This is a genomic window from Streptomyces inhibens (assembly GCF_022221585.1).
In the GTDB taxonomy this organism is placed as follows: domain Bacteria; phylum Actinomycetota; class Actinomycetes; order Streptomycetales; family Streptomycetaceae; genus Streptomyces; species Streptomyces inhibens.
Map to the genome: position 1 here is coordinate 5,077,352 of NZ_CP084681.1, position 23,886 is coordinate 5,101,237.

General features: G+C 68.3%; 20 protein-coding genes and 1 pseudogene. 10 read left to right on the forward strand and 11 right to left on the reverse strand.

Features of this window, described 5'->3' with window-relative positions; all coding sequences use genetic code 11:
- Nucleotides 1-31 precede the first annotated feature (31 nt).
- Nucleotides 32-1,930, reverse strand: coding sequence for a chromosomal replication initiator protein DnaA (gene dnaA / locus KI385_RS23170; protein ID WP_281066893.1), 1,899 nt, complete (start codon nucleotides 1,928-1,930; stop codon nucleotides 32-34).
- Nucleotides 1,931-2,307: 377 nt separating this feature from the next.
- Between dnaA and rpmH the strand changes: the two genes are divergently transcribed.
- The 9 genes and pseudogenes from rpmH to KI385_RS23215 all read left to right on the forward strand — a co-directional run bounded on the left by rpmH (nucleotide 2,308) and on the right by KI385_RS23215 (nucleotide 9,158).
- Nucleotides 2,308-2,445: a 50S ribosomal protein L34 gene (gene rpmH, locus KI385_RS23175; RefSeq protein WP_003949374.1), complete on the forward strand. Its 138-nt coding sequence runs from the start codon at nucleotides 2,308-2,310 to the stop codon at nucleotides 2,443-2,445.
- 23 nt (nucleotides 2,446-2,468) lie between these two features.
- Nucleotides 2,469-2,828 (forward strand): annotated as a pseudogene (gene rnpA / locus KI385_RS23180) (ribonuclease P protein component); the annotation flags it as partial.
- Nucleotides 2,829-2,923: 95 nt separating this feature from the next.
- A complete protein-coding gene (gene yidD, locus KI385_RS23185; RefSeq protein WP_006604423.1) occupies nucleotides 2,924-3,241 on the forward strand; it encodes a membrane protein insertion efficiency factor YidD in 318 nt (105 codons plus the stop codon).
- Between the two features lie 3 nt (nucleotides 3,242-3,244).
- Nucleotides 3,245-4,375 carry a membrane protein insertase YidC gene (gene yidC / locus KI385_RS23190; protein WP_238574074.1) on the forward strand — a complete coding sequence of 377 codons (1,131 nt, stop codon included), beginning with the start codon at nucleotides 3,245-3,247 and terminating at the stop codon, nucleotides 4,373-4,375.
- 14 nt (nucleotides 4,376-4,389) lie between these two features.
- The gene (locus KI385_RS23195) at nucleotides 4,390-4,896 is read left to right on the forward strand and encodes a Jag family protein (RefSeq protein ID WP_128509479.1); all 507 of its coding nucleotides are present in this window, start codon (nucleotides 4,390-4,392) and stop codon (nucleotides 4,894-4,896) included.
- Between the two features lie 135 nt (nucleotides 4,897-5,031).
- A complete protein-coding gene (gene rsmG, locus KI385_RS23200) occupies nucleotides 5,032-5,757 on the forward strand; it encodes a 16S rRNA (guanine(527)-N(7))-methyltransferase RsmG (protein WP_238574075.1) in 726 nt (241 codons plus the stop codon).
- Nucleotides 5,758-6,064: 307 nt separating this feature from the next.
- A complete protein-coding gene (locus tag KI385_RS23205; protein ID WP_281066894.1) occupies nucleotides 6,065-7,135 on the forward strand; it encodes an AAA family ATPase in 1,071 nt (356 codons plus the stop codon).
- Complete coding sequence (locus tag KI385_RS23210) at nucleotides 7,132-8,232, forward strand: ParB/RepB/Spo0J family partition protein (protein ID WP_238574076.1); 1,101 nt, start codon at nucleotides 7,132-7,134, stop codon at nucleotides 8,230-8,232. The genes KI385_RS23205 and KI385_RS23210 overlap by 4 nt, the downstream gene beginning before the upstream one ends.
- 308 nt (nucleotides 8,233-8,540) lie before the next feature.
- Nucleotides 8,541-9,158 (forward strand): GNAT family N-acetyltransferase, encoded by a 618-nt coding sequence (locus KI385_RS23215; RefSeq protein WP_128511039.1) that lies wholly within the window; start codon nucleotides 8,541-8,543, stop codon nucleotides 9,156-9,158.
- 104 nt (nucleotides 9,159-9,262) lie between these two features.
- Here the strand turns inward: KI385_RS23215 and trxA are convergent, their stop codons facing one another.
- The 7 genes from trxA to KI385_RS23250 all read right to left on the reverse strand — a co-directional run bounded on the left by trxA (nucleotide 9,263) and on the right by KI385_RS23250 (nucleotide 18,939).
- Nucleotides 9,263-9,589 carry a thioredoxin gene (gene trxA / locus KI385_RS23220; protein ID WP_069573198.1) on the reverse strand — a complete coding sequence of 109 codons (327 nt, stop codon included), beginning with the start codon at nucleotides 9,587-9,589 and terminating at the stop codon, nucleotides 9,263-9,265.
- Nucleotides 9,590-9,635: 46 nt separating this feature from the next.
- A complete protein-coding gene (gene trxB, locus KI385_RS23225) occupies nucleotides 9,636-10,610 on the reverse strand; it encodes a thioredoxin-disulfide reductase (RefSeq protein ID WP_238574077.1) in 975 nt (324 codons plus the stop codon).
- A 114-nt stretch (nucleotides 10,611-10,724) separates the two neighbouring features.
- A complete protein-coding gene (locus KI385_RS23230; protein WP_238574078.1) occupies nucleotides 10,725-11,666 on the reverse strand; it encodes an anti-sigma factor family protein in 942 nt (313 codons plus the stop codon).
- Nucleotides 11,663-12,358, reverse strand: coding sequence for an RNA polymerase sigma factor SigM (gene sigM / locus KI385_RS23235; RefSeq protein WP_238574079.1), 696 nt, complete (start codon nucleotides 12,356-12,358; stop codon nucleotides 11,663-11,665). The genes KI385_RS23230 and sigM overlap by 4 nt, the downstream gene beginning before the upstream one ends.
- A 227-nt stretch (nucleotides 12,359-12,585) precedes the next feature.
- Complete coding sequence (locus tag KI385_RS23240) at nucleotides 12,586-14,307, reverse strand: protein kinase family protein (RefSeq protein WP_238574080.1); 1,722 nt, start codon at nucleotides 14,305-14,307, stop codon at nucleotides 12,586-12,588.
- Between the two features lie 107 nt (nucleotides 14,308-14,414).
- Nucleotides 14,415-16,637 (reverse strand): murein biosynthesis integral membrane protein MurJ, encoded by a 2,223-nt coding sequence (gene murJ / locus KI385_RS23245; protein WP_238574081.1) that lies wholly within the window; start codon nucleotides 16,635-16,637, stop codon nucleotides 14,415-14,417.
- Between the two features lie 46 nt (nucleotides 16,638-16,683).
- Complete coding sequence (locus KI385_RS23250; protein ID WP_238574082.1) at nucleotides 16,684-18,939, reverse strand: DUF6049 family protein; 2,256 nt, start codon at nucleotides 18,937-18,939, stop codon at nucleotides 16,684-16,686.
- 249 nt (nucleotides 18,940-19,188) lie between these two features.
- Here KI385_RS23250 and KI385_RS23255 point away from each other — a divergent pair, with 249 nt between their 5' ends.
- Nucleotides 19,189-20,664: a CCA tRNA nucleotidyltransferase gene (locus KI385_RS23255; protein WP_238574083.1), complete on the forward strand. Its 1,476-nt coding sequence runs from the start codon at nucleotides 19,189-19,191 to the stop codon at nucleotides 20,662-20,664.
- 111 nt (nucleotides 20,665-20,775) lie between these two features.
- On the opposite strand, the gene KI385_RS23260 is transcribed toward KI385_RS23255, so the two are convergent.
- The 3 genes from KI385_RS23260 to KI385_RS23270 form a co-directional block, all read right to left on the reverse strand.
- Entirely contained in the window at nucleotides 20,776-21,351 is a 576-nt protein-coding gene (locus KI385_RS23260) for an LppU/SCO3897 family protein (RefSeq protein WP_238574084.1), read from the reverse strand.
- A 110-nt stretch (nucleotides 21,352-21,461) separates the two neighbouring features.
- Nucleotides 21,462-22,721: an MFS transporter gene (locus KI385_RS23265; protein WP_238574085.1), complete on the reverse strand. Its 1,260-nt coding sequence runs from the start codon at nucleotides 22,719-22,721 to the stop codon at nucleotides 21,462-21,464.
- A 78-nt stretch (nucleotides 22,722-22,799) separates the two neighbouring features.
- Nucleotides 22,800-23,882 carry an inositol-3-phosphate synthase gene (locus KI385_RS23270; RefSeq protein ID WP_238574086.1) on the reverse strand — a complete coding sequence of 361 codons (1,083 nt, stop codon included), beginning with the start codon at nucleotides 23,880-23,882 and terminating at the stop codon, nucleotides 22,800-22,802.
- Nucleotides 23,883-23,886: the final 4 nt, after the last annotated feature.

Below are 23,886 nucleotides of genomic sequence, written 5' to 3' on the forward strand. Positions count from 1 at the left end.
TGCGCCTGTGGCGGCCGCCGGCGGTGGCCGGTCAGCCGTTCTTGATGCGGTTGGTCAGCTCGGTGACCTGGTTGTAGATCGAGCGCCGCTCGGCCATCAGCGCGCGGATCTTGCGGTCGGCGTGCATCACCGTCGTATGGTCCCGGCCGCCGAACTGCGCGCCGATCTTCGGCAGCGAGAGATCGGTCAGCTCGCGGCACAGATACATGGCGATCTGGCGGGCGGTCACCAGCACCCGGCTGCGCGAGGAGCCGCACAGATCGTCGATGGTCAGCCCGAAGTAGTCGGCGGTCGAGGCCATGATCGCGGTCGCGGTGATCTCCGGCGCGGCGTCCTCGCCTCCGGGGATCAGATCCTTCAGCACGATCTCGGTCAGCCCCAGGTCCACCGGCTGCCGGTTGAGCGAGGCGAACGCCGTGACCCGGATCAGCGCGCCCTCCAGCTCGCGGATGTTGCGCGAGATCCGGGACGCGATGAACTCCAGCACCTCCGGAGGCGCGTTCAGCTGCTCCTGGACCGCCTTCTTGCGGAGGATCGCGATCCGGGTCTCCAGCTCGGGCGGCTGGACGTCGGTGATCAGACCCCACTCGAAGCGGTTGCGCAGCCGGTCCTCCAGGGTGACCAGCTGCTTGGGCGGCCGGTCACTGGAGAGCACGATCTGCTTGTTCGCGTTGTGCAGCGTATTGAAGGTGTGGAAGAACTCCTCCTGCGTCGACTCCTTGCTCGCCAGGAACTGGATGTCGTCGACGAGCAGGATGTCCATGTCGCGGTAGCGCTTGCGGAACGCGTCCGCCTTGCCGTCGCGGATGGAGTTGATGAACTCGTTGGTGAACTCCTCCGAGCTCACGTACCGCACCCGGGTGCCCGGATACAGACTCCGCGCGTAGTGCCCGATCGCATGCAGCAGGTGGGTCTTGCCGAGGCCGGACTCCCCGTAGATGAAGAGCGGGTTGTACGCCTTGGCCGGCGCTTCGGCGACCGCGACCGCCGCGGCGTGCGCGAAGCGGTTCGAGGCACCGATGACGAAGGTGTCGAAGAGGTACTTCGGGTTCAGCCGCGCGGTCGGCTCACCGGGGCCGGTCGCCGGCGCGGGCTGGGCGGCGAGCGGACTGGGCGCACCGCTGGGCGCGGGCAGGCCGGAGCGGCCGTTGTGCCCACCGGACTGGTGGTCGGTGAGATCGCGGCGCTGCTGCTCGTACGGGGAGCGCGGACCGTCCGAGCGCTGCGGCGGGCCGCTGCGGTCGGGGCCCTGCGAGCGGTAGTCGTTCTGCTGCTGGTGCTGCGATACGTGGGAGGGCGGCGGGGAGGCGTACGGGTCGCGCTCGGGGAAGCCGCCGAGGTGCTGCTGCTGCCAGCCGTAGTCGTCGCGCGGGGGGCCGCCCATCCCGGAGGAGTGCTGCGGCCAGGAGCCGGGCTCGTGCCGGGGCTGCTGGTAGTCGGGGTAGGCGGGCCGGACGCCGGGCAGGTCGTCGCCCTGGTGTCCGTAGCCCTGCCGGGCGTCGTGCCGGGGCTCGTAGCCGTCGTACGCATCGTGCTGCTGCTGTGACTGATGCGACTGCTGGTGCGACTGCTGCTGGTGTGACTGTTGATGGCGCGGGGCCTGCTGCTGGGGCGCCTGGTGCTGCTGAGGGGCCGAGGACTGCGCGGGGGGCTCCTCGGAGGAGTCGTCCACGGTGATCGCGATCCGGATCGGACGGCCGCACTCATGGCTGAGGGCCTCGCCGATCAGCGGCGCCAGCCGGCCTTCCAGCACGCCCTTGGCGAATTCATTGGGGACGGCCAGCAGTGCGGTGTCGGCGACCAGCGCCAACGGCTGGGTGCGCTTGAGCCAGTCCTGGTCCTTGGGCTTGAGGCCGTCGGCCTCAGCACGCAGGAGATGGTCGAGCACGCGCGGCCACACTGCGGCAAGATCGGCAGGTACATCAGCCACAGGGCACGCTCTCTCACAGTCCCACGAATGTGTGATTCTCAGGACGGGCGGGAAGGAATCGGAGTTCAGCCAAGGTAGTCAGGGCGGGCCTGGGGATTCAAGTTGTTGTCCACAGGCTGTGCATAGTGTGTCCTGACAAGCGGCTGGTCGCGGTGCCAAGGAGCCGGTTTGACCGGATGGCGCAGCCGCGCGTACCGTGACCAGGTCGAGTTGTCGATGGCTGCTGCCGCCTGCCTCCGATGGGCAAAGATCGCGCTCTTGGTGATCATGAAGCGGTGCACTTAGGCGTTGCGAGCTACTCGTGGGCGCACGGTGACAGCCAGTCGACGCCCCACATCTGTCTCTCTTGAGACAACAAGCATTCCTGGAGCCCCCGAGTGAGCAAGCGCACCTTCCAGCCGAACAACCGCCGCCGCGCGAAGACCCACGGCTTCCGTCTGCGCATGCGGACGCGTGCCGGCCGCGCGATTCTCGCGTCCCGCCGTGGCAAGGGTCGCGCCCGTCTGTCGGCCTGAGCAGCCTGACCTAGGTCCATGACGTGCTGCCTACCGAAAATCGGCTGAGGCGGCGCGAGGACTTTGCGACCGCGGTACGCCGGGGACGCAGGGCCGGGCGCCCGCTCCTTGTCGTTCATTGTCGTAGCGGTGCAACGGACCCGCACGAGTCGGGGGAATGTGTTCCCCCGACGCGTGCGGGTTTCGTCGTGAGCAAGGCCGTTGGCATCGCGGTCGTGCGCAACAGGGTCAAGCGAAGGCTTCGTCATCTCATGCGCGACCGGCTGGACCGGCTTCCCGCCGGTAGCCTGGTTGTCGTACGGGCCCTGCCCGGCGCGGGTGACGCGGATCACGACCAGCTGGCCCGCGACCTGGATGCCGCCCTCGAGCGGCTGCTGGGAGGGGTGCCGAAAGGCAGCAATCCCCCGGGGACTGCGACCGCCGCCCGCGGCGCCGCGGGCCCCCGGAACCCCGACCGGGACCCGGGAGGGAGCGCACAGTGAAGTACCCGCTGCTGCTTTTGATCAAGATCTATCAGTGGACCATCAGCCCCCTGCTGGGCCCGGTCTGCAAGTACTACCCGTCGTGCTCGCACTATGGCTATACGGCCATCGACCGGCACGGCGCGGTGAAAGGGACTGCGCTGACAGCTTGGCGCATCCTGCGCTGCAACCCGTGGTCGCTCGGGGGCGTCGACCACGTCCCTCCCCGGAAGCGTCCGGTTTGGCATCAGCGGCTGAGGAGCCGCCTGGGCGGGCCCACCGTCCCTGAGCCTGTCGCCCAGCCCGAGACTCAGCCCAACGCCCAAGGAGCCTGATTCGTGGACACGATCCTCGGTCCCCTCTATATCGCTGTTTCCTGGATCATCGTCCAGTTCCACTCGTTCTACAGCCTGATCTTTGACAAGAACAGTGGCGCGGCGTGGGGTCTGTCCATCGTCTCGCTGGTGGTGCTGATCCGTATCTGCCTGATCCCGCTCTTTGTGAAGCAGATCAAGTCGACGCGGAACATGCAGGCGCTCCAGCCGAAGATGAAGGCGATCCAGGAGCGCTACAAGAGCGACAAGCAGCGCCAGTCCGAAGAGATGATGAAGCTCTACAAGGAGACGGGCACCAACCCGCTCTCGAGCTGTCTCCCGATTCTGGCCCAGTCGCCGTTCTTCATCTCGCTGTACCAGGTCCTCAGCCACATCGCGCAGAACAAGACGGTCGGCGTGATCGACCAGCCGCTGCTGGAGAGCGCGCAGAAGGCGCACATCTTCGGTGCACCGCTGGCGGCCAAGTTCATGGACAGCGCGGAGAAGATCCAGAGCCTCGGTGCTTCTGTGACCGACGTCCGCGTGGTCACGATCATCATGATCGTCCTGATGTCGGCGTCGCAGTTCTACACGCAGCGCCAGCTGATGACCAAGAACGTCGACCTCACGGTGAAGACGCCGTTCATGCAGCAGCAGAAGATGCTGATGTACGTCTTCCCCATCATGTTCGCCGTCTTCGGCATCAACTTCCCCGTCGGTGTTCTCGTCTACTGGCTGACCACCAACGTGTGGACCATGGGCCAGCAGATGTTCGTCATCCGTCGTAACCCGACCCCCGGCAGCAAGGCCTTCGAGGAGCGCCAGGAGCGGCTGCGGGCCCAGGGCAAGATCGTCGAGGCCCCGGCCGAGATCGCTGCGAAGAAGGCCGCCGAGGAGGCGCGCCAGAACCGCCAGCAGCCCAAGCGTCAGCCGAAGTCCAAGCGGCAGACCGGCGGCAGCGCCCCGGCCGGCAGTGCGCAGACCCGTACGCGTGCCGGATCGGCCTCCCAGAGCACCGGCGCGAAGAAGCCGTCGCTGGAGAAGAAGGACGCGCAGGACGGCAAGGAGAACGGCGGCTCCGCCTCGGGGTCCCGCACCGCCAAGTCCGGACAGCGCAAGGGCCAGCAGCGCCCCAAGCACCCGTCCAAGAAGTAAGAAGGAGTCCTTTCGTGACGGACACGACCCCTGCCACCGAGGGCACCGACACCCTGACCCGCTTGGAGCAGGAAGGCGAGATCGCGGCCGACTACCTCGAGGGTCTGCTGGACATCGCCGACCTCGACGGTGACATCGACATGGACGTCGAGGCCGACCGCGCCGCCGTGTCGATCATCAGCGACTCGACCAGCCGCGACCTGCAGAAGCTCGTGGGCCGCGACGGTGAGGTGCTGGAGGCGCTGCAGGAGCTGACCCGGCTGGCCGTGCACCGGGAGACCGGTGACCGCAGCCGTCTGATGCTGGACATCGCCGGCTTCCGTGCGCGTAAGCGTGAGCAGCTCACGGAGATCGGCGCGAAGGCGGCGGAGGAGGCTCGGGGCACCGGTCAGCCGGTGAAGCTCGACCCGATGACGCCGTTCGAGCGCAAGGTCGTCCACGACGCGGTGGCCGCGGCCGGCCTCCGCAGCGAGTCGGAGGGCGAGGAGCCGCAGCGCCGAGTGGTTGTCCTCCCGGCCTGACCGCTCAGCACTTCCGTTTTTCTTTGGCCCCGTCTGCTCGCAGGCGGGGCCAAAAGTTGTCAGCGTTCTGTGTTATTCCGGGTGCGTAACCCGGGTTCCCGGCAGGAAAAGCAGTCCAGAGGAAGGGCGGTTCCCGTGACGGAGGCAGCAGCGGAGCTCCCTCCTGCGCCGAAGGCGGCGCAGGAGGTTTTCGGCGAGCGCTTTCCGGAGGCCGTGCGGTACGCCGAATTGCTCGCCGACGCGGGGGTGAAGCGAGGGCTCATCGGCCCGCGTGAGGTGCCGCGGCTGTGGGAGCGGCATCTGTTGAACTGCGCGGTGCTCTCCGAGGTGGTGCCCGAGGGCGTCTCGGTCTGCGATGTGGGCTCGGGGGCCGGGTTGCCCGGTATCCCGCTGGCTCTGGTGCGCCCGGATCTGAAGATCACGCTCCTGGAGCCGCTGCTGCGGCGGACGAACTTCCTTCAGGAGGTCGTCGAGCTGCTCGGGCTGGACCATGTCACGGTCGTGCGGGGGCGGGCCGAAGAGGTCATGGGCAAGCTCCCCCAGGTGCATGTGGTGACCGCGCGTGCCGTCGCTCCGCTGGATCGGCTGGCCGGCTGGGGTGTTCCGCTGCTGCGTCCGTACGGCGAGATGCTGGCGCTCAAGGGCGATGCCGCGGAGGAGGAGCTCAAGGGGGCTCGTGCGGCGCTGAGCAAGCTCGGCGTGGTGGAGACCTCGGTGGTGCATGTGGGCGAGGGCATTGTGGATCCGCCGTCGACCGTGGTGCGGGTCGAGGTGGGCGAGAGCCCCGGCGGTGTGCGCTTTGCGGCCAAGCGGGCGAAGGCGGCCCGGACCAGCCGTGCGACGAGGGGGCGCCGGCGCTGATGCCCTGATGCCGGAGGGTTAGGGCCGGTATCGATGTGATGGGCGTGCCTGTTCCGCGAAAGAGGGGAACAGGCGAATTCCATAAACACCATCAAAACGACATAAGACGGAGTGTCGCGGCTAATTCGGGCGCGACGCTGGCATCGTGTTTCACGTGAAACGTCGTTCTCTGCTGCAAGGGATCATCGACCGTGGTCGTGCGGCCGCCGCGCCGCGCGACCGTAGGCCCACAAGGGTCACGGAAGTATCCACAGAAGTGGATTCGTCCACAGGAGAACGGACCTCACTGGTTCACGACACCGAAAGCATGGCAGGCTCTGAACATTGCGAGCCTGATGTCGAGGAGAGTGAATCCTTGCGGTCCGACGCCAACATCGCGGGACCGATGACCGACCCGGTCCCCGGTCCCCGTAGCGAGTCGTTCGGGGACGACGTTTCACGTGAAACGCCGCCCCCGATGGACGACACCCCGATCGGTCGTGCAGCTCAGCTGGCGGTGGAGGCACTTGGCCGCGCGGGTGAGGGGCTGCCCCGGCCTGAACAGACTCGGGTCATGGTGGTTGCCAACCAGAAGGGCGGGGTCGGTAAGACCACGACCACGGTGAACCTGGCGGCCTCGCTGGCCCTGCACGGGGCACGGGTTCTGGTGATCGACCTCGACCCCCAGGGCAACGCGTCTACGGCGCTGGGGATCGACCACCACTCCGAAGTGCCGTCGATCTATGACGTACTGGTGGAGAGCAAGCCGCTCTCCGACGTGGTGCAGCCGGTGGTGGATGTGGAGGGCCTGTTCTGTGCGCCCGCCACGATCGATCTGGCCGGTGCGGAGATCGAGCTGGTCTCCCTGGTGGCCCGCGAGAGCCGGCTGGACCGGGCCATCAAGGCGTACGAACAGCCGCTGGACTACATCTTCATCGACTGCCCGCCCTCGCTCGGCCTGCTGACCGTCAATGCTCTGGTCGCCGGCGCGGAGGTGCTCATCCCGATCCAGTGCGAGTACTACGCACTGGAGGGGCTGGGTCAGCTGCTGCGGAACGTCGACCTGGTGCGGGGCCATCTCAACCCCAAGCTCCATGTCTCGACGATCCTGCTCACCATGTACGACGGTCGCACCCGGCTGGCCTCCCAGGTCGCCGATGAGGTGCGTAGCCACTTCGGCCACGAGGTGCTCCGTACGAGCATCCCCCGCTCGGTGCGCATCTCCGAGGCACCCAGCTATGGGCAGACGGTGCTCACCTATGACCCGGGATCCAGTGGCTCGCTTTCCTATCTCGAAGCGGCGCGAGAGATCGCGTTGCGTGGGGCCCCGCAGACCGGGGGCCAGGGCCTCAGCGTCAACTATGAAGCACAGCACAGCATCTCGGAGGGGACTCAGTGAGCGAACGACGTAGAGGCCTGGGCCGTGGGCTCGGTGCGCTGATCCCCGCGGCACCGCAGAGCACGGACCATGCCGGTCCCGCGGTCGGACAGGGAGCGGCGTCACCGTCGTCCGTACCGGTCTTGGCCCCGGAGCGAGGAGTAGCGGCCGCCAAGGTGACTTCGCTGCCGGCGCACGGTGTTTCACGTGAAACGGAAGCACCGGCCGGGTCGGAGACATCGGCAGCGGGCGTGTCGGAGGTGGCCGGCGCCCACTTCGCCGAGGTGCCACTGGATGCGATCAAGCCGAACCCGCGCCAGCCGCGTGAGGTCTTCGACGAGGACGCCCTTGCCGAGCTGGTCACCTCCATCAAGGAGGTCGGCCTGCTCCAGCCGGTGGTGGTCCGTCAGACGGGGCCGGGGCGGTATGAGCTCATCATGGGTGAGCGCCGCTGGCGGGCGTGCCGGGAAGCCGGGCTGGAGAAGATTCCCGCGATCGTGCGGGCGACGGAGGACGAAAAGCTTCTCCTCGACGCGCTCCTGGAGAACCTGCACCGGGCACAGCTCAACCCGCTGGAAGAGGCAGCCGCCTACGACCAGTTGCTGAAGGACTTCAAGTGCACGCATGACGAGCTGGCCGACCGGATCGGGCGTTCGCGTCCCCAGGTCTCCAACACCCTGCGGCTGCTGAAGCTCTCGCCGTCCGTACAGAAGCGGCTCGCCGCCGGCGTGCTCTCCGCGGGTCATGCCCGCGCCCTGCTGTCGGTGGACGACTCGGAGGAGCAGGACCGCCTCGCGCGCCGCATCGTGGCCGAGGGGCTGTCGGTCCGTTCGGTCGAGGAGATCGTCACGCTGATGGGGTCGACCCCCAAGAGCGAGAGCAAGGCCAAGGGACCCCGTGCGGGAGCCCGGGTGTCCCCCGCGCTCACCGGTCTCGCCTCCCGGTTGTCCGACCGCTTCGAGACCCGGGTGAAGGTCGACCTGGGGCAGAAGAAGGGAAAGATCGTTGTCGAGTTCGCCTCGATAGACGATCTGGAGCGCATCCTCGGCACGCTCGCCCCCGGCGAGGGCCGCGTTCTGGGCAAGACGCTGGCCGAGGAGAACAGCGAAGAGGAGTGAGCTGACGCCTTCGGCTCCCGGGCGGGCCGTGTTCCGGAGTCCATACCGGAACACGGCCCGCCCTTTGCTCTCTGGCGGTACCCGTGCCCGTAAAGGGTGGATACGATGCGTTCGGGTATGGCACGCATCCATGTGGAGACACCTCACACCGAGGAGAGGGCCATGCGATCGGTGAGCCGCACCGGACTGCTGGCAGCGGGGTTCGGCCTCGCAGCTGTCGGGGGGTTCGTTGGAGGTCTGCTCAAGGAGCAGGCGGCGCTGACGGCACTTCGTGGTGTGGCAGGCGAGAGAAGTGAGGACCTGGTTTCATGGGCCGTCGGTTCGTACCGCTCACGCTGGACAACCTTCCGGATCTCCCCAAACGCTGCCGCTCCTGCGTCTTCTGGGAGCTCGACCCCGTCAGCGGCGAGGCCGCGGTAAAGGCGGGCCGTCCCGAGCTCGAGAAGGAAGCCTGGATCTCGGCGGTCTTGTTGGAGTGGGGGTCCTGTGGGCGGGTGGTCTATGTCGACGAGGTGCCGGTCGGCTTCGTGATGTACGCCCCGCCGGCCTATGTGCCGCGCTCCACGGCCTTTCCCACCAGCCCGGTGTCGCCGGATGCGGTGCAGCTGCTGACGGCGTGGCTGACCCCCGGTTACCAGGGGCAGGGGCTGGGGCGGGTGATGGTCCAGACGGTCGCCAAGGACCTGATTCAGCGCGGCTTCAAGGCCATCGAGGCCTTCGGTGATGCCCGCTGGGCCGAGCCGGCGTGTGTGCTGCCCGCCGATCATCTCCTCGCGGTGGGCTTCAAGACCGTACGCCCCCACCCCCGCTTTCCGCGGCTGCGCCTTGAGCTGCGGACCACGATCTCGTGGAAGGAAGATGTGGAGCTGGCGCTCGACCGCCTGCTGGGGGCCGTCCAGAAGGAACCCGCTCTGCGACCGCTGTAGCGCGAGCCGCTTCGCAGAGAAGCGAGCCGCTTCGCAGGGAACAGAGAACGGGCCCGCCCCGCAGTGAGGGCGGGCCCGTTTCCCGTGAAACATGGCGGCGTGACTCAGGCGAGGAAGTCCGCCAGGTCGCGCTCGATCGCTGCCTTCGGCTTGGCGCCGACGATGGTCTTCACGACCTCGCCGCCCTGGTAGACGTTCATGGTCGGGATCGACATGACGCCGTACTTGGCGGTGGTCGCCGGGTTCTCGTCGGTGTTGAGCTTGGCGATGACGATCTCGTCGTGCTCGGCAGCAATCGCCTCCAGGGACGGGGCGACCTGGCGGCACGGGCCGCACCAGGTGGCCCAGAAGTCCACGAGGACGGGCTTGTCGCTCTTGAGGACGACCTCTTCGAAGTTGTCGTCCGTGACGGTCACCGTGGCGCCGGCCATGGCAATCTCCTTACTGGGTGGGTGGTGGGAAAGCTGGGTGCGCGGGTCAGGCGGAGACGGTCTTGTCCGGCTCGGCGGTCGCCTCGCCGTCCGACAGCGCAGCCAGGAACCGCTCGGCGTCGAGGGCGGCGGAGCAACCCGTGCCGGCCGCGGTGATCGCCTGGCGGTAGGTGTGGTCGACGACATCGCCGGCGGCGAAGACGCCCGTCAGGTTGGTCCGCGTGCTGGGGGCGTCGACCTTGAGGTAACCCTCGTCGTCGAGGTTCAACTGGCCCTTGAACAGCTCCGTGCGCGGGTCGTGGCCGATCGCGATGAAGAGGCCCGTGACGGGGAGCTCGGAGGTCTCGCCGGTCTTGACGTTGCGCAGCGTCAGACCCGCGAGCTTGTTGTCGCCGTGAACGTCGGCGACCTCGCTGTCCCACACAAACTTGATCTTCGGGTCGGCGAAGGCGCGGTCCTGCATCGCCTTGCTGGCGCGCAGGGTGTCGCGGCGGTGGACGACCGTGACCGACTTGGCGAAGCGCGAGAGGAAGGTAGCCTCCTCCATCGCGGTGTCGCCTCCGCCGATGACGGCGATGTCCTGGTCCTTGAAGAAGAACCCGTCACAGGTGGCGCACCAGGAGACGCCGCGGCCGGAGAGCTCGTCCTCACGGGGCAGGCCGAGCTTGCGGTGCTGGGAGCCTGTGCTGACGATGACGGCCTTCGCGCGGTGCACATTGCCGGCGGTGTCGGTGACGGTCTTGATCTCCTCGGAGAGGTCGACCGCAACAATGTCGTCCGGCACAAGCTCGGCACCGAAGCGCTCGGCCTGGGCGCGCATGTTGTCCATCAGGTCCGGCCCCATGATGCCGTCGCGGAAACCGGGGAAGTTCTCCACGTCGGTGGTGTTCATCAGGGCGCCTCCGGCGGTGACGGCACCTTCGAAGACGAGCGGCTTCAGGGACGCGCGGGCGGTGTAGAGCGCTGCGGTGTAGCCCGCGGGCCCGGAGCCGATGATGATCACGTTGCGGACGTCGCTCACGGGTGTCTTCCTTGTCTCTGCCGACTGCTTGCTGGGGCTCTCGGAACTCTCACCCCACCCAACGGATCCTACGGGGCGAGCATTCCCGGAGTGGCACAGCGCACGTCTCGTCGTTCAGTCTCGCTGGAACGAGTGCGACAGCAGGACCTTTCCGGGAGTGGGCGGCGTGGCAGAGACACACGAGGAAGCGACGACATAGGCCGAGACACGCTTGGGGTCGGCCGGGTGGGGCAGCACGACGAGGAAGGCGTCCTTGCCCTGGTAGCGGGTGTGGCTGGACGCGAGTGGGGATTCCGGACGCCCGATGCCCTGGCGGACACACGACGGGATGGTGTCGGCGTTGCCACGCAGCGGGGTGTCGGGGGAGCTCCGGATGCCGATGTCCGGGGAATGATGAGAACCCTTGGCCGCGAGCAGATCGTGGACGTGTGAGCCGAGGCTCGCGGTGGTCAGGCCGGCCGCGCCGCCTGTGCTCTTCTCGGTGGTCGCGGTGGCTCGGTCCTGGTTGCTTGCCGTGGTGCCGTCGACGGCGGCGTTCTGGATGAGAAGGCCCCCGAAGCTGAGGACCGCCGCGGCCGCCGCGGTGCCGAGCAGAATCCGGGGCCAGCGCCGCGCACGGGACGAGCGGCCACCGGGCGTCTGGCGGCCCGGCCCAGTGGCGCCTCGCGGACGCCCGGCGGGCCGGGTGGGCGATGTCACGTGACTGGGCGAGTCGTCGGTCTCGGTCGTTGTTTCACGTGAAACATCGATGGGGGCGGTGGCTGTTTCACGTGAAACATGCGCCCCGCCGGCGGGAGTGGTGGCGTTGAGCAGTGCCTCGGCCGCGAGGGCGGCATCGATACGCCCGGCGACATCCGCCGGCATCCGCGTCGGACCGGGGAGCGTGCCGAGCAGCCCCCGGATTTCTTCCAGCGACGCATAGACGTCGTCGCACAGCGCGCAGCCGGCGAGATGGTCGCGCAGATCCGCCGTGCGCGTCGGAGAAAGCAGCCCGTCAGTGAGGTCGGAGATCTCGGAGACCTCCGGGTGCTCACCTGTGCCGGTCGTCGACGTCACGCTCGCCCACCTCCGCCCTTCACGGCACCTGTGTCCTTCGGCCCTGCCGTCGGTGGGACGGATGTCCCCTGCGCCCGGTTCCTTCCCCCGCTCGCGGGTTTGCTATCCCCGCCGTCGGCGCGCAGATGGGTGACCAAGGGGAGGAGTCGAGCCCGGCCTCGTGCGCAGCGGCTTTTCACCGTTCCGGTCGGGACGTCAAGGATCGAGGCGGCTTCCGCGACGGGGTAGCCCTGCATATCGACGAGGACGAGCGCGGCACGCTGTTCCTCGGGAAGGGTGCGCAGGGCGCTGAGCAGCTCTCGGTGCAGATCCTGGCGCTCGGCGGGCACCTCAGCGGATTCCTGGGGCTCGAGAAGCTGCTCCAGCCGCTCGGTCTCGGCGACGGGCGAGGTGCGCCGGGAGGCGGCTTTACGGGCTCGGTCCAGACAGGCATTGACCGTGATGCGGTGCAGCCATGTGGTCACTGCGGACTGGCCGCGGAAGGTGTGGGCTGCCCGGTAGGCGGAGACCAGGGCGTCCTGCACGGCGTCGGCGGCTTCCTCGCGGTCACCAAGGGTGCGCAGTGCCACCGCCCAGAGGCGGTCGCGATGCCGCCGGACGATCTCCCCGAAGGCATCGGGGTCGCCTTTTACATGCAGGGCAAGGAGATCGGCGTCGGTTGGTGTCGAAGCCTCGTTGCTGTCGGTGGACACGGGCCCCCCGGCCGTAGCTGCCTGATCTCGGTCCATTGAAGCCCGCCAGGTCACGAAAGTAAATGCTGGAGAACGGCCGCGACCAGCGGACGGGCGGCCGAAACACGCCGTTCTCGCGCGGGCGCACAGCACCGCGCCGGAGCCTGACGAGGAAGGGGGCTCCGGCCGGATATCCGGCCGGAGCCCCCTGTGCGGTCCTCGACGGTCGCCCGTCCTTCACCGCCTGCTCAGCTGGTGAAGGACACCTCTGTCACGGCCTGCTTGAAGCCGGGATCGCTGAACTCGTCACGCGGCGCATAGGGCATCGCGGTGATCCATGCGACGACGTAGCGCGCCTTTGCCGGCTGCTTCAGCTTGATCTTTGCGGTCGTTCCCGCGGTCTGGCCCGAGGCGAGCTTGCGCATGGAGCTCAGTGGCTCGGACGGCGAGAGCGAATTGGCCGCATAGAGCGTCACGGTGGTGTGTTTACCGATGTAGTGCAGCCCGATCGTCGCGCTGCTTATCTGCCGATTCGAGCCGAGGTCGTAGACGAGGCCGACGCCCTTCTTGAAGGCCGGGTTCAGGTCGGGGCCTTCGTGATAGCTCTTGCTGCGCCAGTAGGTGCTGAGGTCCCCGTCGTGGGTGTCCTGCGCCTGCTCGGGGTGCTGCGGCTGGCCGTCCGGGTAGTACTCCGCGGCATCCACGATCTTGATCGGCTTACCGCCCGGCTTCCTGGCCGCGCCACCGCTCGGCTGCGAGTTCCCCGGGTCTTCCGTGTCGTTCTCGCGCTTCAGCAGCGTGTCCGCCAGCTGCCAGCTGCCCAGTCCCAGCGCCGCGATGAGCAGCGCGGAGACGGACCACTTCAGCGCCCTGCCCGTGCGGCTCTGCAGCGGGGGCGGAGGCGTGGGGACGGGTTGTGTCTGCCGGGCGGACGGACCGTTGTGGGCCGACGACTGCCGGTAGCTGCCCTGCTGGTACCCCGTGCGCTGGTACGGCGTCGGGGCGGTAAAGGCTGTCTCCGGAGGCCGGATACGCGGCATGGCCGCGACGGCCTTGGCCAGCTCCTCCGGGGTGGTGCAGGGCTGCTCCTGGCGGGAAGCCGTGGCGCCGTCGTTGATCAGCGCGCGCATGGCGAGCTCGGACAGCCCGCGGTGGACACCGGCGCGCACCTGGTCGGGCGCGATCAGCCCGACGCCCTTCGGTAGGCCGGTGAGGCCATGGGCGTCGTTCTCGTACGGCCAGCGCTGGGTCAGCGCGGCGTACAGCAGCGCGCCGATCGCCTCCGTGTCCGTGCGCTGCGGGTGCTCGCAGCTGATGCCGCGCAGCGCCGCCATGACGGCCAGGCCCCGGATGCGGTACTGCCCGGACTCCGTGCGCAGCACCGAGCCGGGGGTGATCCGCAGATGGGCCAGACCCTCGCGGTGCGCGGCGGCCATGGCCTGGGAGACCTGGCTGACGAGCTGGTAGGCGTCATGCGGCTCGAGCGGGCCGTTGGCGAGCACGGTGGTGAGCTCGGTGGCGTCCGGCAGCCATTCGTGAACGACGTAGACGAGGTCGTTCTCCTCGACGGCGTCCAGGACCTGGACGAAACGGGGGTCACCCAGCAACGCCGAGGAACGGGCCGCGGACAGTACCGGCCGGGCCCGCGGATGGTCGGCGGGCAGGATATGCACGCCGACGGCCCGGCGCAGCTTTTCGTCGACCGCGCGCCAGCTGCTGAATCCGTCCAGACGGGTGACGCACTCTTCGAGGCGGTAGCGTCTGGCGAGCTTGTGGCCGCTGTGCAGTTCCGGTGGCTGGGCCTCGGCCGCGTCGGCACGCATCTCGTCGGTGCGTGCGGCGTCCTTTTCCCCGCCGGATACCTTTTCGGCCTTAGCACCGTCGTCCGTGGCCTTACCCGCCTTGGCGGTCAGCGGTTCTTCACCGCTCGTGTCGGCCACGTCGACGGCAGCCGTGCTCCGTTCCGCCACCGTCGTTCCTGCCTCCCCATCCGTTGCAGGCTCAATGAGCCAAGACAATTGTGCCCACAGTCCGCCACTATGCACGACACACGGTGGCAGCCGATGGTTGTGCTCTCTCAGCGCCCAAGCTTTGACCGGACCATGCCGACCAGGGCGTTCAGTTCCTCGATGCGCATTTTGCGTGCAGCGATGTAGAAGACGGCCAGAAGTGCGGCAGAGCCGGCGACGAGCGCGGCCAGCGAACCGAGGAACCCACTGCCGAGCGTTTGCATGACGCCGTACACCACGGCCCCCGACACGAGCGTCGCCGGGATGCTGGCGCCGGCCAGCCGTGCGTAGGTCCGCACCACATGGGCGGTGTCGAGGTCGCCGTCCATGCGCTTGCCCAGGCGGCGCCAGGCCACGCCGACGCCGATGATGTACGCCAGGCCGTAGGAGGCGGCCATGCCGACCACGGCCCAGCGGGCGGGCAGGACCAGGAAGCAGAGACCGGAGGCCGCGGCGTTGACGGCGGCGACGATCACCGTGTTGTAGAAGGGCGTGCGGGTGTCTTCGTACGCGTAGAAGGCGCGCAGGACGACGTACTGCACCGAGAACGGGATCAGACCCACGCCGAAGCCCATCAGCATGTAGCCCATCGGGATGCCGGCGCCGGACGAGCCGTAGACCAGCGTGCACAGCGGGATGCCGAGGGAGAGAAAGCCGAACGAGATCGGGACGATGGCGACGGCGGAGGTGCGCAGGCCCTGCGAGATGTCGTCGCGGACGGCTCCGGTGTCACCGTCGTGCGCGGAGCGGGCCAGCCGCGGCAGCAGCGCCGCCATCACGGAGACGGTGATGATCGCCTGCGGCATGTTCCAGATCAGCTGGGCGCTGGCGTACGAGATGAAACCGGTGCCCGGGTGGCCCTGCTGGTCGGCGGTGTTGCCGGCCCAGGTGGAGAGCTGGGTGACGACGAGGACGCCCGCCTGGTTGGCGAGCACGAACAGCACCGTCCACTTGGCGAGCTTGGCGGCCTTGCCCAGGCCGTGGCCACGCCAGTCGAAGCGCAGCCGGAGCTTGAAGTCGGCGTCGCGCAGGTAGGGGATCATCGCCAGCGCCTGGACGACGAGCCCGAGGAGGGTGCCGATCCCCAGGAGGCGGATGCCCTCGTCGGGGATGGTGGTGACGCCGATGTGCGAGGTCTTCGCCGTGCCGTAGACCCAGATGAACAGGCCGAAGGTGGCGATCATGACGATGTTGTTGAGGACCGGGGTCCACATCATCGCGCCGAAGCGGCCGCGGGCGTTGAGGATCTGTCCCATCACCACATGCAGACCCATGAAGAAGATCGTGGGTACGCAGTAGCGGGTGAACGCGACGGCGACTTCGTTGGCCGCCGGGTCGCGTGAGATGTCGAACGAGACCAGTTTCACCAGCAGCGGCGCCGCGAACACCGACAGCACCGTCAGTACGCCGAGGACCACGACGACCAGCGTGAGCAGCCGGTTGGCATAGGCCTCGCCGCCGTCGTCGTCCTCCTTCATCGCGCGCACCAGCTGCGGGACGAAGACGGAGTTCAGGCCGCCGCCGATGGTCAGGATGAAGATCATCGTCGGGAGCTGGTAGGCGACCTGCCAGGAGTCACCCAAGACCGCGCCGCCGAGCGCGGCGACGATCAGCGCCGAGCGGATGAAGCCCGTGAGGCGGGACACCATCGTGCCGGCGGCCATCACCGCGCTGGACTTGAGCAGGCCGGAGGCGCGGCCGCCGGAGGGCTTGCCGGCCGCCGCCACGGGGGCGGGGGCGGGCTCCGGCGCCGGCGCGGACTGCTGGGGCACGGCCTCCGGGGCGGGTGCCCCACCGATCATGGGCGGGCCGACCGGTGCCTGCTGAGCGGGGTGCTGGGGCTCGTAGGGCTGCTGGTCCCGGAAGAGATGCGCAAAGGCGTCGGGCTCCGGACGCTCGTCGGCGGCCTGTGTGATCAGGTCGTCGACGCCCACGAACTGCGTCGTCGCGGCGGCGTCGCCGTACGGGAGATTGCGGGTGGGGCCCTGCGGCTCGGGCGGCGGAGGCGAGGCCCAGAGCTGCGGGTCAGGGGTGTGCCGGCCCGCGGCAGGCTGCTGGTAGAGCGGTTGCGTGGGCTGCCCTGGAGGCGGCGGCGGGTGCGCGGCGCGGTCGTAGAGCGCCTCGGTCACCGGGTCCTGGGCCGTCGGGTCCTGCGCGTGGTGCGGATCGTTGCGGTAGGCGTCCTGGACGTAGGGGTCCTGGTCCGCGGGCAACTGGGGCGTCGGAGGGACCGGCCCCATGGGGTCGCCATTGGCGCCCCGGCCCCGGTCACCGTCGTACGGCGCATTCATCGCTGCCCCACCTCATCCGTCGCCGGCCATCCGGCCCCGCCATATATCAACGGTCCACTTTCTCACCTGAGCCGGACGGGCCGGAGCTTTCCGATCCGGTGTCCGGCGTGGGGTCACTCGGCTGCTCGGGCTCGTCGCCGTCCGTGCCACCGTTGTCGCCGTCGGTGCCCGGCTCGCCATCGGACCCGTCGTCGTCGGACCCGTCCTCGGCGCGCTGGGCGGCCGCCCGCTTGCGCTGGAGATAGATCCGCACGCCGGCGAGGACGAGCAGGAGCACGCCCCCCGCGATGACGAGCATCACCGTCGCGGTGATCTCCGTGACGTTCACCTGGAACGTCATGCGCTCACCGTAGGGCTTTCCGTCCGCGGTGTAGAGCTGTGCGGTCACCCAGGCGCGACCGTTGGCGTTCGCCGTGGTGTTGAACTTGAACGACTGGCTGTGCCCGCCGTCCACCGTGATCTGCTGCGACTTCCCCGGGTCCAGCCGGTTGGGCTGGGAAGAGGTCAGCTTCAGCGTCATGTCCTTGACGCCCTGGAAGAGGTTGTTCTGGACCGTCACCGGAATCGTGGCGCTGCGCCCGGAGAGCGTGGCGTCCGACTTCTGGATCAGGCGCACCTTCTTCGTCAGACCGTCGAGGTAGCTGCGCACGGAGTGACGGAACGCGGCGGCGCCGGTGCCGTCGCCGCGCCACTGCGTCGACATCTCCCGCATTATCGCGTTGCCGAACGGGGTCACCACCCGCTCCGGCTGGGCCAGGATCACCCGGAAGTCGTCCAGTGCGGACTGGGTGCCCTGGATCTGCCGGAAGGCGTCGGTGGAGAGCTCTCGCCTGCGCAGCGAGGACGGGTAGGCAGCGCCGCTCGGCACCTGACGGGTGGCCGCGGGGTCGGGCTTGGCCTTGGCCGCGCTGCCGAGGCTCAGCGACTGGCTCCAGCGCCCGGACTCCTTCAGATCCCGCAGCGCGGTGGCCATCGCCTGAGCCTGGCTGACCGACGGAATGCGCTGCGGCGCGACGACGACGCTGCGCTGCCGGTCCGGGTCCTGGAGATTGATCATCTGGGTCTGGGCGAGGAACTCCTGGACCGCGCGGGTGGCGTTTCCAGCCTTCGACATATCGCCCTCGAAGGCCTGCGAGAGCTGCGCGTCCGCGACGATCGCGGTGTTGCCGCCACCGATGGGGCGGGCCGCCGTCGGGGTGTAGGACAGTCCGCCGGTCTCCCGCAGGCTGTCGCTACGGGTGATCACGTTGTGCGCACCGGCCGAGGTGGCGACATCGACGATGGAGGAGTCGATCGCGCCGTCGACGGGCCAGGCGAAGTCCGTACGCGGTTTGACACCGAGGATCGTGTCCACGGTCTTGTCGGCGAGGTCGGTGGCCGGACCGAGGTGGCTGAGCGCGCTGGGCACGCCCTTGCCGTGGTGCGCGAGCGAGGCCAGGTCGGGGTCGGCGAACGGCAGCGCGACAACCTCGTGCGTCTTGACCGCTTCTTCGAGCTCGTGCAGCCACTGCTTGGCGACCGCCTGGTTCTTGCCCATGGGGCCGTCGGGGCCGTCCACCCGGTACGACTTGGTCATCGCATCGACGGTCGCGAGCAGGTCGGGGTCGATGGCGAAGGTCACCGGCAGGTTCTTGCCGAGCGCGACCATCTGCTGCAGCCGGCCTCCGGGCGCGAGCTCGGCGGCCAGGTCGTCGTTGAGGAAGACCGGCGTCTGCTGGGCGTCGGCGTCGGTCTCGGCGGTGAGGTGGGTGGAGGAGATCAGCGGCCACAGGTAGGTGAGCTGCGTCTTCTTGTCGACGTTTGCCGTCTGCCAGGGCAGGAACGTCCGGTCGATGCCGAGGACCTGCTCGTACTCCCCGGCCTGGGAGCGTCCGGACAGAGAGACGCCGATCTGATACACACCGTCATCGCCGAGATCGAGGTCCTTGACCGGCACGCTGAGGGTGAAGGGGCGGCTGATGCCCGGCTCCAGCTTGTCGATCTTCTCCTTGTGCCCCTCGACCTCTTGGCCGTCCGTGCCCGGCTGATATCCGGTGCGATGGGTCACAGCCTCGATGGCGCTGCGGCTGCCGAGCACATCGCCGCGGTGCATTCCCACGTGCGCGCCGGTGATCGTATTGCGGCCGTTGTTGGTCAGCGTGCCGGAGACGGTGATCGTGTCGCTCTTGGCGGGAGCGGACGGGGACATCGAGTCGATGGTGACGTCGACGGTGCGGGAGCCTGTCGGAGCCGCCTGGGCCGAGGGTGCGTGCGGGAGCTGGAGCAGCCCCACGAGCAGGAGCACTCCAGTGAGCAGTGTCACGGTCCTTCGCAGCCATCGACCACGCGGCCGTTCAGTCCCCTGGAACCCTGCCGCCTCGGCCACGCGCTCGCCCGTCCCTCGTCGTCGTCAGTGGTCGTCGGAATGTGCGTCCACGAATGGTAACGAGGCCTGGCGCGCCCGAGTGCCGGGGACTGCTCCACATGATCGCTTGGCCGGCGGCCGCGCGCCCGGCCTGTCCCCTTTATTACGTGACGCCTCGTGCCGCGCGGCCACGTACCCTGTTTTGTTGTGCCGAACGCCAACAATGACCTCCCCGCCCCGCACGCCGAGCGGAGCCCGCAGTCGACGAACGAGCTGAACCATGTGCAGCGCCGCGCCGTGAGCGAGCTGCTGAGGGTTTCCCCCGTTGCGGACGACCTGGCCCGCCGATTCCAGGAGGCCGGGTTCACGCTTGCCCTGGTCGGCGGCTCGGTCCGGGATGCGCTGCTCGGCCGGCTCGGCAACGACCTGGACTTCACCACCGACGCCCGCCCTGAGGACGTCCTGAAGATCGTCCGGCCGTGGGCGGACGCGCTCTGGGAGGTCGGCATCGCCTTCGGCACGGTCGGCTGCAAGAAGGACTCGTTCGACATCGAGATCACGACCTACCGCTCAGAGGCGTACGACCGCACCTCCCGCAAGCCCGAGGTGTCCTACGGCGACTCCATCGAGCAAGACCTGGTCCGCCGGGACTTCACGGTGAACGCCATGGCGGTCCTGCTGCCGCAGAAGGAGTTCGTCGACCCGCATGGCGGCCTGGAGGACCTGGCCGCCCGGGTGCTGCGGACACCGGGGACGCCGGAGGAGTCGTTCTCGGACGATCCACTGCGGATGATGCGCGCGGCCCGCTTTGCCGCGCAGCTGGACTTCGAGGTCGCCCCCGAGGTCGTTGCCGCGATGGAGGCGATGTCGGACCGTATCGAGATCGTCTCCGCGGAGCGCGTACGGGACGAGCTGAACAAGCTGATCCTGGCGCCGTACCCGCGCAAGGGCCTGCGGCTGTTCGTGGATTCGGGCCTGGCCGACATGGTTCTGCCCGAGCTGCCCGCGCTGCGACTGGAACGTGACGAGCATCACCGTCACAAAGATGTCTACGAGCACTCGCTGACGGTCCTGGAGCAGGCGATCGACCTCGAAGAGGACGGCCCCGATCTGGTGCTGCGGCTGGCGGCGCTCCTGCATGACATCGGCAAGCCCAGGACGCGGCGCTTCGAGCAGGACGGCCGGGTCTCCTTCCACCATCACGAGGTGGTGGGCGCGAAGATGACCAAGAAGCGGTTGACCGCTCTGAAGTACTCCAACGACATGGTCAAGGACATCTCACGTCTGGTGGAGCTGCATCTGCGCTTCCACGGCTATGGAACCGGTGAGTGGACGGACTCCGCGGTCCGCCGGTATGTGCGTGACGCCGGCCCGCAGCTGGAGCGGCTGCACAAGCTGACGCGCTCGGACTGCACCACCCGCAACAAGCGCAAGGCTGCTGCCCTGTCGCGCGCCTACGACGGGCTCGAGGAGCGCATCGCGCGGCTGCAGGAGCAGGAAGAACTGGATTCCATCCGCCCGGACCTGGACGGGAACGACATCATGCAGATCCTGGGCATTGGCCCCGGGCCTGAGGTCGGCAAGGCGTACAAGCAGATGCTGGAGCTCAGACTGGAGCATGGGCCCATGGACCGGGAGGCGGCCATCGCCGCTCTGAAGGAGTGGTGGGCCACTCAGGGCTGATGTTTCACGTGAAACAGGCGGTCGATGAACCGTCGTGTTTCACGTGAAACAACGGGGCGGTGTTTCACGTGAAACACCGCCCCGCGTGCTGTGCGAAGTGTCTGCCTGGCTCTACTTCACGTCCGTCAGGCAGAGCACGAACCTGGTGTCGGAGCCCCTACGGCGGTGCTGGCTCTCCGCGTAGGCCGTGGTGTTCGCGGGGCAGACGGACATGTCGGTGGTGTCGGAGTGCACCTCCTTCACCTTGAACTTGGCCTCTGCGGTGCCACAATCCACCACCTGAAGGTCGGGGTTGATCGTGTTGCCGTTGTTCTTCATGCAGTCGCCGACCTTGGCGGTGTCGGCGTCGTCCCAACTGCTCACCCAGGCCACGGCCACGACGATCAGGGCGACAACGACGCCGATCGCCTTCAGGACCGCCATGGGAGACCGGCGAGGACGGGAAGGCTGCGGCGGGACGGGAGCTCCGCCCTGCATGTAGGGCTGCTGCGGCGCCATGGGGTAACCCGGCTGCGGCTGCTGTCCGTACGGAGCCTGCGGCTGCTGGGGGTAGGCGTAGCCGCCCTGGGGCTGGCCGTAGGGAGCCTGGGGCGCTTGCGGTGCCTGCGGATACGGGTTCTGTCCGTATGGCTGCTGCCCGTACGGCGCCTGGCCGTATGGACTCTGGCCCTGAGGCGGCGTGGTCATGGGATTCCCCCGATATTGATGTGTACAGGCTCGTGTAGGACGCCCGTAAGGTATCTGGTCCGGGGGGCTGGCCGCAGGGGCCGGGTCACGCGAGGTGAGAGAGACGGCGCCTAACCGCGGCCATAGCGGGCCATTGCCGCGGCGACCATCGCGTAGAGCACGGTCACCACCCCGAGCAGAGCGGCTGACTTTCCGTCCGGCGGCAGCATGAGAGAGGCGACCGCGGCCGCGCCGACGAACGCCACATTGAACAGCACGTCGTAGATGGCGAAGATCCGGCCGCGGAAGGCATCGTCGACCGACGACTGGACGATCGTGTCCGTGGAGATCTTGGTCCCTTGGGTGCTGAGGCCGAGCACAAACGCGGCGGCCAGCATCGGACCCGGCGTGAAGAACAGGCCGAGAGCCGGCACCAATACCGCGCCCAACGCGGCACAGCAGGCGATCCAGCCGAACGCGCTGAGCCGCGCGACCGCCCAGGGTGTGACGACAGCGGCCGTGAAGAAGCCCGCTCCTGACACTCCGACGGCGATCCCGAGCAGCGCCAGGCCCTCGGATTCGGTCTCGGCCCAGGAGTACCGGCACAGCATCAGCACCATGACCGTCAGAGCTCCGTAGCAGAAACGGATCAAGGTCATCGCGGTCAGCGCACGGGCCGGGGTGCGCCGCTCGGCGAGGTGGCGCAGACCGTCCGCAAGTCCTCTCACGGTGCTCAACAGGGCTTCCCGCAGGTGCGGTTGGAGGCGGGCGGGGTCAGGGCCGAGCAGCTCCGGTGCCATGCGCAGGGAGGTGAGGGACGAACAGAAATAGAGGGCCGCGGCGAGCAGCACGACGTAGGCGTCCACATGCGAGCCGGCCAGCCGGACGGCGAAGGCGAGCCCGCCGCCGGCCGTCGCGGCGAGAGTTCCGGCCGTGGGAGCAAGGGAGTTGGCCATGACCAGCTGCTGTTCACCGTCGACCACACGTGGGAGCGCGGCCGAGAGCCCGGCCAGGACGAAGCGGTTCACGGCGGTCACCGACAGGGCCGAGGCGTAGAAGAGCCAGTCGGGGACCTTCGACACGATCAGTGCCGCTGTCGCCATGGCCAGCAGGGCGCGCAGCAGATTTCCGTACAGCAGGACCTGCCGGCGCCGCCAGCGGTCGAGCAGCACACCGGTGAACGGCCCGAGGAGGGAGTACGGGAGCAGCAGGATCGCCATGGCGGTGGCGATCGCTGCGGGTGAGGTCTGCTTCTCGGGTGAGAAGACGACGACGGTGGCGAGCGCGACCTGGAAGACGCCGTCGGCGGCTTGGGACAGCAGCCGTACGGCAAGGAGCGAACGGAAGTCGCGTAGCCGGAGTAATACGCGGAGATCGCGCACTGCATGCATGAGGCACAGCCTCACACAGCCCGCAGGCCCCCGGGTGGAATACCCGGAGGCCTGCGAAGAGTGGGTGCGTCGGGCGCCTCAGCTCTCGAGTTCGCCGTTGATGAACTTCTCGACGTTCACCCGTGCCTCGTCGTCGAAGTACTGCACCGGCGGCGACTTCATGAAGTACGAGGACGCGGAGAGGATCGGGCCACCGATGCCCCGGTCCTTGGCGATCTTCGCGGCGCGCAGGGCGTCGATGATGACACCCGCGGAGTTCGGCGAGTCCCAGACCTCGAGCTTGTACTCGAGATTCAGCGGGACGTCACCGAAGGCGCGGCCTTCGAGGCGGACGTAGGCCCACTTGCGGTCGTCCAGCCAGGCCACGTAGTCCGAGGGGCCGATGTGGACGTTGTCCTCGCCCAGTTCACGGTCCCGGATCTGGGAGGTGACGGCCTGCGTCTTGGAGATCTTCTTGGACTCCAGGCGCTCCCGCTCGAGCATGTTCTTGAAGTCCATGTTGCCGCCGACGTTCAGCTGCATCGTGCGGTCCAGGATGACGCCCCGGTCCTCGAAGAGCTTGGCCATCACGCGGTGCGTGATGGTGGCGCCGACCTGCGACTTGATGTCGTCACCGACGATCGGCACACCGGCCTCGGTGAACTTGTCGGCCCACTCCTTGGTGCCGGCGATGAAGACCGGGAGGGCGTTGACGAACGCGACCTTGGCGTCGATGGCGCACTGGGCGTAGTACTTCGCGGCGTCCTCGGAGCCGACAGGGAGGTAGCAGACGAGAACGTCGACCTGCTTGTCCTTGAGGACCTTGACGATGTCGACCGGGGCCTCGGGGGACTCCTCGATGGTCTGGCGGTAGTACTTGCCCAGGCCGTCGAGGGTGTGGCCGCGCTGGACCTGCACGCCGGCGTTCGGCACATCGCAGATCTTGATGGTGTTGTTCTCGCTGGCGCCGATGGCGTCCGAGAGGTCGAGGCCGACCTTCTTGGCGTCGACGTCGAAGGCAGCCACGAACTCGATGTCACGCACGTGGTAGTCGCCGAACTGCACGTGCATGAGGCCGGGCACGCGGCTCTTCGGGTCGGCGTCCTTGTAGTACTCGACGCCTTGTACCAGCGAGGCGGCGCAGTTGCCCACGCCGACGATGGCTACGCGAACCGAACCCATTCCG

Bases quoted from the DNA above. Each gene is read 5' to 3' on its own strand.
- KI385_RS23260 (WP_238574084.1), bottom strand. From the start codon at position 21,351: ATGACCACGCCGCCTCAGGGCCAGAGTCCATACGGCCAGGCGCCGTAC.
- trxA (WP_069573198.1), bottom strand. From the start codon at position 9,589: ATGGCCGGCGCCACGGTGACCGTCACGGACGACAACTTCGAAGAGGTC.
- KI385_RS23265 (WP_238574085.1), bottom strand. From the start codon at position 22,721: ATGCATGCAGTGCGCGATCTCCGCGTATTACTCCGGCTACGCGACTTC.
- murJ (WP_238574081.1), bottom strand. From the start codon at position 16,637: ATGAATGCGCCGTACGACGGTGACCGGGGCCGGGGCGCCAATGGCGAC.
- KI385_RS23215 (WP_128511039.1), top strand. From the start codon at position 8,541: ATGGGCCGTCGGTTCGTACCGCTCACGCTGGACAACCTTCCGGATCTC.
- KI385_RS23205 (WP_281066894.1), top strand. From the start codon at position 6,065: ATGGCAGGCTCTGAACATTGCGAGCCTGATGTCGAGGAGAGTGAATCC.
- KI385_RS23270 (WP_238574086.1), bottom strand. From the start codon at position 23,882: ATGGGTTCGGTTCGCGTAGCCATCGTCGGCGTGGGCAACTGCGCCGCC.